Below are 14,225 nucleotides of genomic sequence, written 5' to 3'. Positions count from 1 at the left end.
GGAGCCGCTCGGCGACCGCCCCTGACTCCCTCGCGCGAGGCCGTTCGCGGCCTGACGGCCGCTCACGGGCGCACGCCACCGCATGCATTCTTTATAAGTAGCCATCGCCGTCGCTCACGGTCGTTTAAATACTATATTACAACCGACGACCTGCAATACTCACTCCCGCTATCGATCACGAAGCACCCTTCAGCGACAGACTGTTTCATGCTGTGTTATGTCTGATAGATAGGACTTCAACAGAACTCTCGGTGTGTCGAACACACCGTATCGAAATGTATGAATTCAAGTATGTACTACAACACCCTTATAAGAAAATAATTAGTACTGCCGGTTCAGCGGCATCGCTCGCCGACGGTCGTATGCCGCCACCGATCGTGTACTGACGGTCGTGCACCTCACGGACCTCGACCACGGACCTCGACCACGGACCTCGACCACGGGGAGCGCCTCAGTCTGCCCGTTTCTCGACGGTCGCACCGTCGTGTCGTCGCTTCACCGGTGCTCGAACACGAGCGCGTAGTGGTACGGCGGGACGTCGATCCGCCGCGACAGCGACAGATCGGACGCCGACTCCACGATCGTTCGCGTCTCCGCCGGCGAGAGTCGGAGCGCCGTCGGCGGGCCGCGTCGCTCGCCCGCCACGATGGTTTCCTCCCGCGGGAGATCCCGCCAGTTCACCACGATGAATCGACCGTCGTCGGTCAGGGCGGACGCGACCTGCTCGACGAACGCCGACGGGTCCTCGATCCCGTGGAACGTGTTCGCGATCAGTCCGACGTCGACGCGCTCCGGCACGTGGTCCGTCAGCGAGCGAGCGTCCCCGTGGATCGGAACGACGTTGTCGATCGCCTGTCGCTCGGCGAGTCGGTCGAGCGCGTCGAGAAGTTCGTCGTCGACGTCGACGGCGTACACCGGGGCCGGGTCCACGATCCGCGCGGCGGGCAGCGTGAAGTAGCCGTCGCCGCTTCCGATCTCGACGAGCGAGTCTCCGGCCGACACGCCGAACTCCCGGAGCGTCTCGCCGGGCGTCGGCCACAGTCTTCCCCACCAGTCCCAGTCCGGCTGTCTCGTGTTCCGAAAGCGCTCCATACTCGAGTGAAACCGACAGAGCGCAATAGCCATTGCGCCCGCGGAGTCACGAAGGGGTTCGACCCGGTCATCAGTCGAGGTTCGTGTCGAGACCCGTCAGTCGGGGTTCGTCAGTCGAGATCCTCGATCTCTCGCGCGGCGGCCAGCGCCTCGTCGTGGAGCGCGCCGTTTGAGGCGACGAGGCCGGTCGAGTCGTGTCGCCAGCGGTTTCCGTCGAGATCCGTGACGCGACCGCCGGCCTGTCGGACCATGAAGACGCCGGCGACGGTGTCCCACGGGTTCGGCCGGATGTTGGTGATCGTCGCCTCCAGTCCGCCGGCTGCAACCGTCGGGAGCACCACCTGTGCCGCGCCGAATCGACGCATGTCGGCGAACCGGGTGACGATCGCCTCGCACGCTCGAGCGTACTCGTCACGGGCGTCGAACTCCCACCAGATCGTCGGAGCGACGGCCGCCCGCCGGGGATCGGAGACGTCGCTGACGGTGATCGGGTCGCCGTTGCGGTACGCGCCGTCCGTGTCGGCCGTGTACACGTCGCCGAGCGCGGGACAGACGTTGGCCGCGGTGACGGGTTCGCCGTCGACGACCGCGGCCACGGCGGTCGCCCATATCCGAATGTCGCGAACGTAGTTGTGGGTCCCGTCGATGGGGTCGATCACCCACGCGGGACCCTCCTCGGGGACCGTCTTGCGTTCCGCCTCCTCCTCGCCGACGACCGCGTCGTCAGGGTACGTCTCGCGGATCGCGTCGATCACGGTCCGCTGGGCGGCGCGGTCGGCCTCGGTGACGACGTCGTCTTCGCCTTTCGCCTCCACGGGAATCCCCGTTCGGAAGCGGTCGTATGCGACACGCGCGCCGGCTCGCGCGGCTCGCTCGGCGACGGCTGCCCGATCCGATCCGGCGGCGACTTCGTCTCGATCGGCCATGATCCGGATCGGTCGTCCGGACGCGTATACACGTCGATCCCGCCGGATCGACCGTCGCAGTCGCGTCCCAGCCTGTTAACTCAGTTCCGAATTCGAGTATATTTAAGAGGATCGGACGTGTACGTGCACCTAAGATGCACCCTGAAGAAGCGGTCCGTCAACTCGAATACGCCATCGACGCCTCCCTTGACGAGGAGGGCCAGCGGAGCGCAGCGGGGTACCGGCCGACCTTCGAGCGCGTCGCGGAACGCGCCGACGGTGCCGCCGTGTACGCGCTGGCCGGCGATCTCACGACCGACGTCGTCGACGGCAACCGTCCCTCCCCCGCGGAGGCCGCCGCCGCCGCGGATCGCGTCCTCCGCGACCGCGCGTACACCGACGGCGGTCAGTAGGCGACGAACAGCCGTCATCGATCCCGGAGACACCACTTCTTCGACGTCATCGGTTACCGATCGACTCCGACGAGCGGCTACGGTGCCGGTGCGGCGTTCTGGAGGGCGGTTTCGGCGATGTTCCCGCCGTAGTCGGCCGACCGAAGGACGGAATCGACGACGAGGCCGAGCAGCTGTGCGCGCGCGGGGTCCAGATCGCGGAGCAGTTCGTCGATCGCTCGAACGCGCTCGTCGATCTCGCGGACGCCGGCACGGGCGATGTTCGCCTGCCGACTCGCGACGTCGGTGTCGTTCTCGAACAGCGCGTCCATCGCCGTGTCGATGACGTCGACGGCGTCCTCGTGGAGGTCGTCGATCGCGTCGATCACCCGGTCCGGCAGGGGCTCTTCGAGGTTCAAGGTGAGATACGCGATCTTGGTCGCGTGGTCGCCGACCCGCTCCAGCTGTCGGGCGCTGGAGTGGTGGTCGAAACACTCCTCGCGGGAGAGCCCGAGCTCCTCGACCGCTTTGGGCGTCCGGAGCGTCCCCCGAAAGATCCGGGAGACGACGAGCCAGAGTCGATCGAGGTCGTCGTCCCGTTCGATCACGTCGCGTGCGAGATCACGATCGAGCTCGGAGAGCGCCGAGATCGCGTCGTCGAGCATCGACAGCGAGATCAGCCGCATCCGGGTGACCGCGTTGTGGATCGACAGCTCCGAGGAGTCGAGAAGGTCCCGGATCACGACCCGGTCCCGGGTCTCCTCTAACACCTCCAGTCCGACGAGACTCTGGACGGCCTCGCGGATCGCCGCGCGCTGTTCCGTGCTGATGTCGGCACCCTGGAGTTCGATGACGTCGAACCCGCTGACGTACATCGTCGTCACCGCGCGCGTGAGCTTCTGGCCGGTCAGGTCGGTAATGTCCAGCGTCCCGCGGGTCCGCTCCTCGTCCGTCTTCGGCGTGAGGAACAGCGAGTCGCCGTCGGGATAGAACTCGACCTCGCTGCCGGCGGTGACGTCGTTGTCGGTCGCCCACGACTTCGGGATCGAAACGGTGTACGTCGAGCCGCCGGTGACTTGGACCTTCCGCGTCTCCATGCGTTCACCTCGGTTGGGGGCGAACTTAAGCATGATCAAAATATATACCACAGCCGCATCCGAGAGAAGCGCTTAAACCCCGATAAACGGCATATAATGCGGCTCTTTGCTGTCTTTGAACTCTCCTTGGCCGTTAAAATATAGGACTATATAGTAGTATATAGATATTATAGTAGCGTATTTAGTCCCCAGTATCCCTCTATGGAACTGATGGAGAGTGACACCACCGACGGGGCCCGGGGCGGGTTCGGTCGGCGGGCGTATCTGGCAGCCGTCGGGGGAGCGGTCACCGGGCTTTCCGGGTGCCTCGTTCGCGGGGAGGAGGGCGAACGGGGCCTCGAAGGTCGTATCGTGGTCGACGGGAGCAACACCCTGCTCCCGCACGGCGCGGCGGTGGCCGAGGAGTTCCAGTGGCGGAACAACCGGGTACGGATCCCGATCAGGGGATCGGGAACCGGAGCCGGGTTCCAGCGCTTCTGTGACGGGAACACCGACATCCAGAACGCCAGTCGCGCGATCCTCGACGACGAGGTCGAGCTCTGCGGGTCGAACGGGATCGACTACCTGGAACTGGAGGCCGCGCTCGACGGTCTCGCGGTCTGGGTGCACCCCGACAACCACTGGTGTGACACGCTCACGGTCCAGGAACTCAACCGCCTGTGGCGCTCGGGTTCCGACGTCGAGACGTGGGGAGATCTCCGCGAGGAGTGGGCGGACGAGCCGTGGGGTGACGAGGAGATCGATCTGTACGGTCGCGACTCGGCGTCCGGCACGTTCGACTACTTCACACAGGCGATAAACGGCGAGCACGGGAACATCCGTTCGGACTACTCCGCCAGCGCCGACACGAACGTGATCGTCCGGGGCGTCCGCGGCAACCGCCACGCGCTCGGGTTCGGCGGGGCAGGCTACTACTACGAGAACGAGGACGACCTGAAGCTCGTCGCCGTCGACGACGACAACGGCGGCGTCCTCCCGACGCGGGAGAGCATCGAGAGCGGCGAGTACACGCCGTTGTCCCGACCGATGTTCGTGTACATCGATCTCGCCGAGCTCGAACGCGAGGAGTTCCGGGCGTACGTCGAGTTCTTCTTCGAGGAGATCGACGACGACGCGGACCAGTCGATAGTCGCGGACGGAGAAACCCTGACGTGGACCCAGTGGGCGGCACGGAAGGTGGGCTACTACGCGATCCCCGACGAGACGGTCGAGGAGAGTCGTGAACGACTGGCCGACGCGATCGAGGCGGTGCGATGAGCGACGCGAACGACGTCGCGGACCTGACCCGTGCGGGCTCGGACATACCGACCGCGAGGAACCTCGCGGTTCGGGGCGTGTTCTTCGTGTGCGCGCTACTCACCGTGCTCACCACGTTCGGGATCGTCGTGGTGTTGGTCGACGGTGCGCTCGGGTTCTTCCGCGAGGAGACGCTGTTCGGGCTCCTCTCGGGGGTTCTGGGCGGGCTCCTCTCCGGAGGGCCGGCGGAGGCGGTCACCGCGCTTCGCTCCGGACTCGGTGCACAGGTGACCGTCCGTGAGTTCCTGTTCGGCACCGAGTGGTCGCCGATCATCCGGCCCCGTTCGTACGGCGTGTTGCCCCTGCTGTGGGGGACGATGATCATCGTCGTCGGCTCCGCGCTCATCGCGTTGCCGGTCGGTACCGCGACCGCGATCTACCTCTCGGAGTACGCCGACCGTCGCGTTCGGGCGGTCGTGAAGCCGACGCTCGAAGTGCTCGCGGGGATCCCGACGATCGTGTACGGCTTCTTCGCGCTGTCGTTTATCACCCCGCTCATCCAACGGTTCTTCCCGGAGACGGGGACGTTCAACGCCACTGCCGGCGCGATCGTCGTCGGGATCATGATCATCCCGATGGTGTCGTCGCTGTCGGAGGACGCGATGTCGGCCGTGCCGGACGATCTCCGGAACGCGGCGTACGGACTCGGTGCGACGAAGTTCGAGGTGTCGACGGACGTCGTCGTTCCGGCGTCGCTGTCGGGCGTGATGGCGTCGTACATCCTCGCGATATCGCGCGCGATCGGCGAGACGATGGCCGTCACGCTGGCGGTCGGGATGCAGCCGAACATCACGCTGAACCCGCTCGAACCGGCACAGACGATGACGGCGTACATGGTCCAGATCGGGATCAGCGACGTCTCGATCGGCTCGATCGGCTACCAGAGCCTGTTCGCGGTCGGACTCCTGTTGTTCGCTATGACCCTCGTGATGAACCTGTTGAGTCTGTGGATCAAGGGCCGCTATCAGGAGGCGTACCGATGAGTCGACGCCCGTTCGGTGGCGGCGACGAGACCTGTGGCGATACGATCGCCGCCGCCGAGACCCGCGACGGTGGTGACAAGGCCGACGCCGGCGATGACGAGGCCTGCGACCACGTCCACGACGCCCGCACCGACGGCGGCGAGTCCGCGGATCCGTTCGCGACCGTCGGCGGCAACATCGAACGGAAACAGCGGATCGGCCGCGTCTTCGTCGCAGTGTGTGCGGCGTCGACGCTCGTCGGCATCGTCGCGCTCGTCACCCTCCTTGGCGACGTGCTCGTCGAGGCGTGGGGATGGGTGACGCTCGATTTCCTCACGTATCCACCCTCCCGGTTCATCGAGAACTACTACCCCGACGGTCGCGGCGCGGGGATCTATCCGGCGCTGATCGGATCGATCCTGCTTATCGCGTTGACGGCCGTGTTCACCATGTTCCTCGGCGTCGGTGCGGCGATCTACCTGGAAGAGTACGCCGAGGAGAGCCGGCTGAAGAGCTTCATCGAGGCGAACATCGCGAACCTCGCGGGCGTCCCCTCGATCGTGTACGGACTGCTCGGGCTGGCGGTGTTCGTCAGGTTCGTCGGGCTCGGCGAGAGCCTGATCGCCGGCGCGCTGACGCTGACGCTGCTCATCCTCCCGATCGTCATCGTCTCCTCACAGGAGGCGCTGCGAGCGGTCCCCGACTCCCAGCGGCACGCCGCCTACGGCGTCGGCGCGACCGACTGGGAGGTCGTTCGGGACGTGGTCCTCCCGGCGGCGCTACCGGGGATCATGACCGGAACGATCCTCTCGCTGTCGCGAGCGATCGGCGAGACCGCACCGCTGATCATGGTCGGGGCGGCGACGTCGATGTTCCGCGCGCCGATCGAAGACGTCTCCGGGATCCCGGTGCCGGACGTGTTCGGCCCGTTCGCCGCGATGCCGATGCAGATCTTCGACTGGGCGCGGCTCCCGGAAGCCGACTTCCAGCACGTCGCCGCCGCGGGGATCGTCGTCCTGTTGACGATCCTCCTCCTGATGAACGCGACCGCCATTCTCATCCGCAACAAGTACGAGACCCGATAACCCATGAGCGACAGTTACACAGCAAGCGACGGTAGCGAACCCGACGAACCGACCGGCGACGGAACGACCGGGCCGTCCGAGGATGCGCCCGCGACCGCGCCTGGCGAGACGGGAGCCGAGACGACGCCGTCGATCCAGCGGATCGACGAGCGCGACGCCGTCATCGAGGCCAAGGACCTCACCGTCCACTACGGCGACGTGGAGGCACTGAAGCCGGTGAACGTGAGTCTCCCTGAACAGGAAGTGACGGCGATCATCGGGCCGTCCGGCTGCGGGAAGTCCACCTTCCTGCGGTGTCTCAACCGAATGAACGACATGGTCGACGCGGCGCGGGTCGGCGGCGAACTCCGATTCCGCGGGAAGAACGTGTACGACGACGACGTCGACCCGGTCGCCCTCCGCCGGAAGATCGGTATGGTGTTTCAAAAGCCCAATCCGTTCCCGAAATCCATCTACGACAACGTCGCCTACGGGCTGGAGATCCAGGGATACGACGGCGACATGGACGCTCGCGTGGAGGAGGCGCTGCGAAACGCCGCGCTGTGGGACGAGGTGAGCCATCAGCTCGACGAGTCCGGCCTTGACCTCTCCGGCGGCCAGCAACAGCGGCTCTGTATCGCCCGCGCCATCGCCCCCGACCCCGAAGTGATCCTCATGGACGAGCCCGCGTCCGCGCTCGACCCGGTGGCGACCGCGAAAGTCGAGGACCTCATCGACGAGTTGGCCGAGCAGTACACGGTGATCATCGTCACCCACAACATGCAGCAGGCCGCCCGGATATCCGACAAGACCGCCGTGTTCCTCACCGGTGGACAGCTCGTCGAGTTCGGCGACACGAACCGGATCTTCGAGAACCCCGACAACCAACGCGTCGAGGATTACATCACGGGGAAGTTCGGATAGCCGTCCGACTGTCGACTCGAACGCGGGTCGCCCGATCCGAACGAGCCACTCCCCCCTGATCCGCGGAAACACGAGGGTTCGAGCGTGCGGCCGCGACATCGCGGCTCGGCAGCCCCCGATCGACGGGCACGGTCAGTTCACCTCCGCACCGTCGGTCGACCTCGTTCCGTCGTGTGCGTCGTCGGTCGGCATCACGTCGTCGACCGAAACCGTCTCGCCGATCCGAACGGGGTCGTCGACCGCAACGACCCTGCCCCACGAACGGTCCGGAACGACCGTGTTGACCATGAGCCGGAAGTCGTGGTCGAACCAGTCGCCGCCGGACCACGCGGGCATCGCCGCCCGGCGCTCCCGAACGAACGTCTCGCGGAACGCGGGATGCTCCTCGCCGGTGTCGGGGTCACGCGACGGGACGACACAGCGCTGACAGGGATTGACGCCGAACAGGTCCGCGCCACCGATCGAGAACCGGACTCGGGCGTCGCGGTCGGCGAACAGCCGGTCCTCCCAGAAGGCCGGGCAGTCGGCGAGAACGACGTTCGGGCGGAGTCGACGTCGGGCCTCCGTCGCGTCCGCGACGGCGTCGAACCACGAGGCGAACGCCGATAGCGTCGCCTCGGAGACGACGGTCGGTCCCGACGCCTCCCGGTCGTCCGGGAACCCGCCCGACGGATCGCGGACGAGGTCGACGGGATACCCGAGGTACTCGCCGACCCACGCCTCCAGCGCTGCCCGGTCATCGGGGAGCGCGAACGTTCGCTCGGCGGCGTCGATGCCGTCGCGGGCCGGACGTCGGAGCGTCACCACGGTCGGCGTCGCGTCGGTCGACCTCGCGAGCTCGTAGCTCGCTCGGAGGCCGTGGATCGCGGGTTCGGTTTTGCCGTTGACGTATCCGCCGCCGCCACCGACCGACGCCTCGTCCGGATCGACGCCCGCCTCGACGAACGCGTACGATCGGTCGCCGCGGAGGGCCCCGTGGGTACCGAGTTCGGCCTGCTCGACGGCGACGCCGTCGAGCGACTTCACCGGGTACGCGACGAGCTCGCCGACGCGTGTCATACCCGTCGTTCGACGGGATACGGTAAAAGGGATGGGTCGATCCGGGCGAACGGAATCGGACGCTTCGGCTACTCGTCGGCGTCCTCGTCGCTCGCGTCGTCGGTGTCACCGGTATCCGCTTCGTCGTCGGCTTCGTCGTCGGCTTCGTCGTCGGCTTCGTCGTCCGCTTCCGCCTCGTCGTCTTCGGCGATATCGGTCTCGTCGAACGCGTCGTCGACCTCCGCCTCGGGAACGGTCCGGTAGCCGTCGTCGTCCGTGATCGTCGCGACCGCGAGGTCACCGGGCACCAACTCGTCGTCGTGAGCGGCAAGCGCGCGGATGCCGAGGCGGATCCCCGCCTCGATCGTGAGGTCGTCGGTCCACTCCTCCTCTAACACCGCCTGGATCGTCTTCCGGCCGCCGCCGATGACGGTCGCTTTCCACTCGTTGGGCGTTCCCGAGGGGTCGGCCGCGAACAGCCGCGGCTCGCCGTTCTCGATGCCGCCGATGAGCAGGGCGGCCCCGTACGGTCGGGTGCCGCCGCGCTGGGTGTTCTCCTGGACGTGGTCGGTGACGTACTTGGTGAGCGCCTCGACGCCGACCGGTTCGCCGTACCGGAGCTGGTTCCCCTGTGCCTGTCGACGGGCGAAGTCGATCAGCTGTCTGGCGTCCGCGACGTGGCCCGCGCTGGCGGTGCCGACGTGGTCGTCGAGCTTGTGGAGCTTCTCGATGCTCTCGGCCTCCATCAGTGTGGAGGACGCGCGGGACATCGCGACGAACACGACGCCCTCCGCGGTTCTGACGCCGACGCTCGGCGCGCCGCGGGAGACGGCCTCCCGGGCGTACTCGACCTGGTAGATGCGGCCGTCGGGCGAGAACAGCGACGTCCCGCGGTCGTACGCCTGCTGGTCGTTGCCGCCCATCATCGTCGATCACCCGCTCGCGTCTGCACGCGTTCGCTCTCGCTCATTACCCGCTAGTAACGGCGGACGATTGAAAAACCCTCCTTAACCGGTACGCGAACAACCCTCCCCGTCGCGGACGGGAACGACTAAAACCGACGATGTCCCTGTGGGAGACATGCGAACGTCAGGACCCGTCGCGACCGCGACTCTCGTCGTCGCCATCCTTCTCGTCGCCGTCGGTGGGGTTGCGGCCGGCGGGGGTGTCGTGTCCGATTCCGGAGTCGCGACCGGCGACAATGCCGTGTCCGACGCCGTGATCGCGGGTGATCGAGCACCGTCGGACAGCTCGGGCGGCACGTCGATAGCGAACGTCGACGACGACATCGGACTGCGAAACGAGTTGTTCCGCACCGACGACAGGGGAACGGTCGGCGTGCGAACGACGGCGACCGTTCCGGACCGTCTCTCCGAGCTACGGATAACGCTTCACAGCGCGAACGACGACGCGATCGAGGCGGACGGTTTCGATCGCGAACTGACCGACGACGGCGACACGGTGCTGGTCTGGGACGGCGACACGGATCGGCCGTCGGCCACGTACCGCATGGACGCGAACGTCACTGCCGATCCCCAGGGACCGCTCGCGGAGGCCGGCTCGTACCGCTTCGTCGACGTCGGCGAGTGGGCGATCGTTCGGACGCCGCGGATCGACGTCGCCTGGCGAGGCCCCGATGGGACGGGGCTCCAACGTGAGAACGCGGTCGACGGACCGGGCGTGGCCTCACAGGCGATGGCGTTCCTCGGACCGCACGACGAACGCGTCCACCAGGGAGGCGGCCAGCGGTTCCGACTGATCGTCCCCGACGCCGCCGACCCCGTCGAGTCACCGGAGGGCGTCTTCGCGGCGTTCGAACACGCGTCGACCGCGCTGCAGGTCGGCGCACGCGACGACGAGGTGGTCGCCGTGACCGCACCGACCGGATCGGTCGACTGGGGCGTTCGCGGGCTCCAGATCGGCGATTCCGATCTCTGGGTGCTCGACCGTGAGCCCGCGGGGACCGCCGACGACGTCTGGACGCACGAGTACGTCCACACCCGCCAGTCGTACACGGTCGACGAGAGCGCCCGGTGGTTCACCGAGGGGAGCGCGACGTACTACGCCGCGCTGTTCGCCCTCGAGCGCGGCGAGGCCGACTTCACGGACGTCCAGCGCGCGCTCGCCCGTGGCGAGCGGGAACCCGACGCCTCGGCCGTGCTCGCGGACCCCGCGACGTGGAACGGTCCCGCGGACTACACGAAAGGCGCGCTCGTCGCCGGCGAGATCGACCGACAGCTTCGCATCGAGACGAACGGAGAGGCGTCGCTCGCGACCGTCTTCCGCGACCTGAACGAGGCCCCACCGTCTGAGCCCGTTACGATCGAGACGTTCCTCGACGCGGTCGAGGACGCCGCCGCCGAGGGGGCTGACGACGACACCGCGGCCGCCATCCGGGCCGACGCCGAGCGGTTCACGACGACCGCCGACGCACCGGCGGTCTGGGACCGAAGCGCCCACGAGGCGGCGTTCGGCGAGACCCCGGCACAGGTCGGGTACGGGATCGCCGACGAGGGCGTGCGGGCGACCGGCGAGTACCGGGACCGCCCCGTCGACCGCGATCCGGTCCGGATCGTCGAGGGGGAGACGCTCGCCGTGACGCTCGCCGTCCACAACACCGGCGGCGTGGCGGGCGAGTACGACGTCTCGATGACCGTCGACGGCGAGTCGGTCGCGACGCGGAGCGGAACGGTCGCGGCCGATTCGGAGACGACCGCACGCTTCGAGCACGCGTTCGCGGAGCCCGGCGAGTACGAGGTCCGCCTCGGAAGCGAGACGCTCACCGTCGTCGTCTCCCAGCCGGCCGACGTGGTCGTCCGCGACGTCGCCGCAACCCCCGCGAGCGTCACGGCCGGCGAACCCGTCGCGGTGAGCGCCACGCTCGGGAACGACGCCGGGATCCCCGCCGACTCGACGGTCGAGATCCGCGTGAACGGCGACCTCGTCGTGAGCGATCCGGTCCGACTCGACGCGAACGCGGAGACGACGCTGGAACGGGATCTCACGCTTCACGAGGCGGGACCCACGAGGATAACGGTCGCATCGCCGGGCGGCGAGGTCTCGACCACCGTCGACGTCGAGGGTGACGGGCTTCTCGACGGGGCGGGCGGCGACGGAGCGATCGACGAAACGGTCGGCGACGTCCCCGGCTTCGGGCCGGCGGCCGCGGTGCTCGCCCTGCTCTCCGGCGGTGCGCTGCTCCGCGGACGCCGGAAGACGTGAGAGCACGATGCTCGCCGAAGCGTTCGGGACTTAAAAGAGGTGCGCGAAGCGTTCGAGGGTTAAAACGGTGCGTCCGGCCCCTCGTCGACGTCGTCCTCCGCCCCACCGTCCGCCTCGTCGCTCTCCGTCGCCTCCAGCGGTCCGCCCTCCCGTGTCCAGCCCTCGATGCCGCCGCGGAGGCTCTCGACGCGGGCGTCGGCGGTGCCGGCATAGCTTCCGATCAGCTGTGCCGCCTGCTTGCTTGCGATCCCGTGCGGGCAGACCGTGACGATACGCTCCGTGCCCTCCAGTTCCGCGACGCGGGTAGTCAGCTCCGGAAACGGGATCGACTCGCTGCCGGGGAGGTGGCCCCGATCGAACGACCGCTCGTCGCGGATGTCGACGATCCGGACGTCCGCCTCGCGGTCGAGGAGGGCGATCAGCTCGTCGGGCTCGATCTCGCCGTCCATCAGGGGAGCGGACAGAGGCTCGCCGTGAAGACGGCGCGCTCGTCGGTGTCGTTTCTCGCACCGTGGGCCGTACCGCGCTCGTTGAGGACGACCGCAGGGGCCGCGAGCGCCTCCTCGGCGTCGTCACGGATCACCGTCGGTTCGCCCTCGAGGACGTGAAAGACGTTGGTCGCGTCCGCGTGTTCGTGAGCGTCGAGCTCGGCGTCAGGGCCCAGCACGAACGCCTTTACCAGTACGTCGTCGGTGACGACGAGCTCCGCGGTTTCGATCTCCCCACGGTCGGGGTCGAGGTCGGCGACGGCGTCGGCGTATCGATCGAGACTCATACGAGACCGATCACCGCGCGTGAAACCTAAAACGGTCGGTCGACGAGGCGTGCGATCCGTAAACACGATCGACGCGTCGGACGGTCCAGTCGGCTCTCCGCGACGGTCCGGAAGGCGGGACGATGTGACCGTCCCGTGCGCGGAGCGCCGCGACGGGACGGTCGAGTGCCTCGATTCGTGTGCGCTCTGACAGGGAACGACGGTCGCACGCGTGTCCTCTCTCCCCAGATCCCAGGATCGCTCCCAGCCCTAACCCCGGGGCCGTACGCCGACGAATCGTCGGCTGTTCGACGTGTGGCCCCAACGGGGGACGAGAGACGAGTCGTTCCGTCTCCGGTCCGCTTTCGGACCGTCTCCGGTCCGCTTTCGGACCGTCTCCGGTCCATCTCCGGTCGAGTTACTCCGACATCTCCTCGTTCTCCTCGTAGCTCACCTCGATCCCCCGTGGAACCGGCCGGAGCACGTACGTCCCCGTCCGCCCGCGTCGGACGGGCGCGAAGTCGGCCGTGAAGCTCGTCCGGGTGTCCTCGCGGATCTCGAACTCGGCGTTGAACGTGATCGGCGCTTGACCCGGGAGTTCGACGGTCGCCTCGCCGCCGTCCGCGAGCGTCGCGTCGGTGTCCGTCACGTCCAGTTGGAGGAACCGATACGTCGCGACGTCGAGCTCCCGCTCGTCGATCAGCTGCACCTCGTCGCCCTGTAGCTGGACGAGGTCGGCCTCCTGGGGCTCGTCGAACGCGTGGTACTCGCGGCCGGACGGGCCGTCGTCGCCGTCCGCTCCGGTATCGTCGTCTTCGGCACCGTCGTCGGCCGTCTCGTCCGGCGCATCCTCGTCCGCGTCTGCGTCCTCCTCCGAATCTGCGTCGTCGTCCGACTCCTCGTCATCGGCCACCGACTGGTCGTCCGCACCGCTCTCCGCGCCCTCGGGCCCGAGCCAGACGCCCTCGATCGTGACCACGAGCGACTCGAAATCGCCGATGTCGGCGGGCTGGTCGGTGACGTTCGTCGCCAGCGTGCCGGACGCCTGCCCGACACAGCCGGCGAACCCGGCCGTTCCGAGCGTCGCCGCACCCGCGGCCTGCAGGTAGCTCCGCCGACCGAGCGAGCCGAACGCGTCCCGCGTCCCGTCGAGTCGGGTCACGCCATCACCCCCGACGAGCCTCCGGCGATCCCGCTTACGGCGTCACCGAGGTCGTCGATCGCACCGGAGAGGAACCCGTCTATCGCGTCGAGCAGATCACCGACGAACTCGGGAACCGGGTCCGGGAGGTCGCTCGGCGGGCCGGCGTCGTCGCTCGCGTCACCGTCGGGGCCCGGCGGCTCGCCCGCGTCGGCGGCGACCGCTCCCGCGGCTAGCCCCGTGCCGATCAGTACGACCGCGGCAAGCGCCACGACCAGCGTCGTTCGGATAGCGTTCATCGTGGTCCCCGCTCGGAGCCCGACGCGGTTTAATAGGGG

Annotated in this window: 15 protein-coding genes; 6 read left to right on the top strand and 9 right to left on the bottom strand. The window is 67.8% G+C overall.

Annotated features, from left to right (window positions below; genetic code table 11):
- Positions 1–495 precede the first annotated feature (495 nt).
- Entirely contained in the window at positions 496–1,092 is a 597-nt protein-coding gene (locus ACNSN7_RS07945; RefSeq protein ID WP_418281742.1) for a class I SAM-dependent methyltransferase, read from the bottom strand.
- A 110-nt stretch (positions 1,093–1,202) separates the two neighbouring features.
- The gene (locus tag ACNSN7_RS07940; protein WP_418281741.1) at positions 1,203–2,018 is read right to left on the bottom strand and encodes an inositol monophosphatase family protein; all 816 of its coding nucleotides are present in this window, start codon (positions 2,016–2,018) and stop codon (positions 1,203–1,205) included.
- Between the two features lie 134 nt (positions 2,019–2,152).
- Here ACNSN7_RS07940 and ACNSN7_RS07935 point away from each other — a divergent pair, with 134 nt between their 5' ends.
- Positions 2,153–2,410, top strand: coding sequence for a hypothetical protein (locus tag ACNSN7_RS07935; RefSeq protein ID WP_418281740.1), 258 nt, complete (start codon positions 2,153–2,155; stop codon positions 2,408–2,410).
- A gap of 77 nt (positions 2,411–2,487) precedes the next feature.
- On the opposite strand, the gene ACNSN7_RS07930 is transcribed toward ACNSN7_RS07935, so the two are convergent.
- Positions 2,488–3,486 carry a PhoU domain-containing protein gene (locus ACNSN7_RS07930; protein WP_418281739.1) on the bottom strand — a complete coding sequence of 333 codons (999 nt, stop codon included), beginning with the start codon at positions 3,484–3,486 and terminating at the stop codon, positions 2,488–2,490.
- 210 nt (positions 3,487–3,696) lie between these two features.
- Between ACNSN7_RS07930 and ACNSN7_RS07925 the strand changes: the two genes are divergently transcribed.
- From ACNSN7_RS07925 to pstB, 4 genes are read left to right on the top strand one after another with little or no spacing between them, the layout of a single operon-like run.
- Positions 3,697–4,743 (top strand): PstS family phosphate ABC transporter substrate-binding protein, encoded by a 1,047-nt coding sequence (locus ACNSN7_RS07925; protein WP_418281738.1) that lies wholly within the window; start codon positions 3,697–3,699, stop codon positions 4,741–4,743.
- On the top strand, positions 4,740–5,765 hold the full coding sequence (gene pstC / locus ACNSN7_RS07920; RefSeq protein WP_418281737.1) for a phosphate ABC transporter permease subunit PstC: 1,026 nt from the start codon (positions 4,740–4,742) through the stop codon (positions 5,763–5,765). The genes ACNSN7_RS07925 and pstC overlap by 4 nt, the downstream gene beginning before the upstream one ends.
- Positions 5,762–6,829, top strand: coding sequence for a phosphate ABC transporter permease PstA (pstA, locus tag ACNSN7_RS07915; protein WP_418281736.1), 1,068 nt, complete (start codon positions 5,762–5,764; stop codon positions 6,827–6,829). Before pstC ends, pstA begins: the two co-directional genes overlap by 4 nt.
- 3 nt (positions 6,830–6,832) lie before the next feature.
- A complete protein-coding gene (pstB, locus tag ACNSN7_RS07910) occupies positions 6,833–7,732 on the top strand; it encodes a phosphate ABC transporter ATP-binding protein PstB (RefSeq protein WP_418281735.1) in 900 nt (299 codons plus the stop codon).
- Positions 7,733–7,864: 132 nt separating this feature from the next.
- On the opposite strand, the gene ACNSN7_RS07905 is transcribed toward pstB, so the two are convergent.
- Positions 7,865–8,791, bottom strand: a complete 927-nt coding sequence (locus ACNSN7_RS07905) for an MOSC domain-containing protein (protein ID WP_418281734.1) — start codon at positions 8,789–8,791, stop codon at positions 7,865–7,867.
- 68 nt (positions 8,792–8,859) lie between these two features.
- Entirely contained in the window at positions 8,860–9,696 is an 837-nt protein-coding gene (gene psmA / locus ACNSN7_RS07900; RefSeq protein ID WP_418281733.1) for an archaeal proteasome endopeptidase complex subunit alpha, read from the bottom strand.
- A 154-nt stretch (positions 9,697–9,850) separates the two neighbouring features.
- Between psmA and ACNSN7_RS07895 the strand changes: the two genes are divergently transcribed.
- Positions 9,851–11,992 carry a hypothetical protein gene (locus ACNSN7_RS07895; RefSeq protein WP_418281732.1) on the top strand — a complete coding sequence of 714 codons (2,142 nt, stop codon included), beginning with the start codon at positions 9,851–9,853 and terminating at the stop codon, positions 11,990–11,992.
- A 59-nt stretch (positions 11,993–12,051) separates the two neighbouring features.
- On the opposite strand, the gene ACNSN7_RS07890 is transcribed toward ACNSN7_RS07895, so the two are convergent.
- From ACNSN7_RS07890 to ACNSN7_RS07875, 4 genes are all read right to left on the bottom strand, one after another.
- Positions 12,052–12,441 carry a rhodanese-like domain-containing protein gene (locus tag ACNSN7_RS07890; protein ID WP_418281731.1) on the bottom strand — a complete coding sequence of 130 codons (390 nt, stop codon included), beginning with the start codon at positions 12,439–12,441 and terminating at the stop codon, positions 12,052–12,054.
- Complete coding sequence (locus ACNSN7_RS07885; RefSeq protein ID WP_418281730.1) at positions 12,441–12,767, bottom strand: cupin domain-containing protein; 327 nt, start codon at positions 12,765–12,767, stop codon at positions 12,441–12,443. The genes ACNSN7_RS07890 and ACNSN7_RS07885 overlap by 1 nt, the downstream gene beginning before the upstream one ends.
- A 397-nt stretch (positions 12,768–13,164) precedes the next feature.
- Positions 13,165–13,908, bottom strand: coding sequence for a DUF4382 domain-containing protein (locus ACNSN7_RS07880; protein ID WP_418281729.1), 744 nt, complete (start codon positions 13,906–13,908; stop codon positions 13,165–13,167).
- A complete protein-coding gene (locus ACNSN7_RS07875) occupies positions 13,905–14,186 on the bottom strand; it encodes a hypothetical protein (RefSeq protein ID WP_418281728.1) in 282 nt (93 codons plus the stop codon). The genes ACNSN7_RS07880 and ACNSN7_RS07875 overlap by 4 nt, the downstream gene beginning before the upstream one ends.
- Positions 14,187–14,225: the final 39 nt, after the last annotated feature.

The sequence above is a fragment of the Halorubrum rarum genome (assembly GCF_048380895.1).
Taxonomy (GTDB): Archaea; Halobacteriota; Halobacteria; order Halobacteriales; family Haloferacaceae; genus Halorubrum.
Note: the sequence above shows the minus strand (reverse complement) of the source record. Positions and strands in the feature narration are given on the sequence as shown.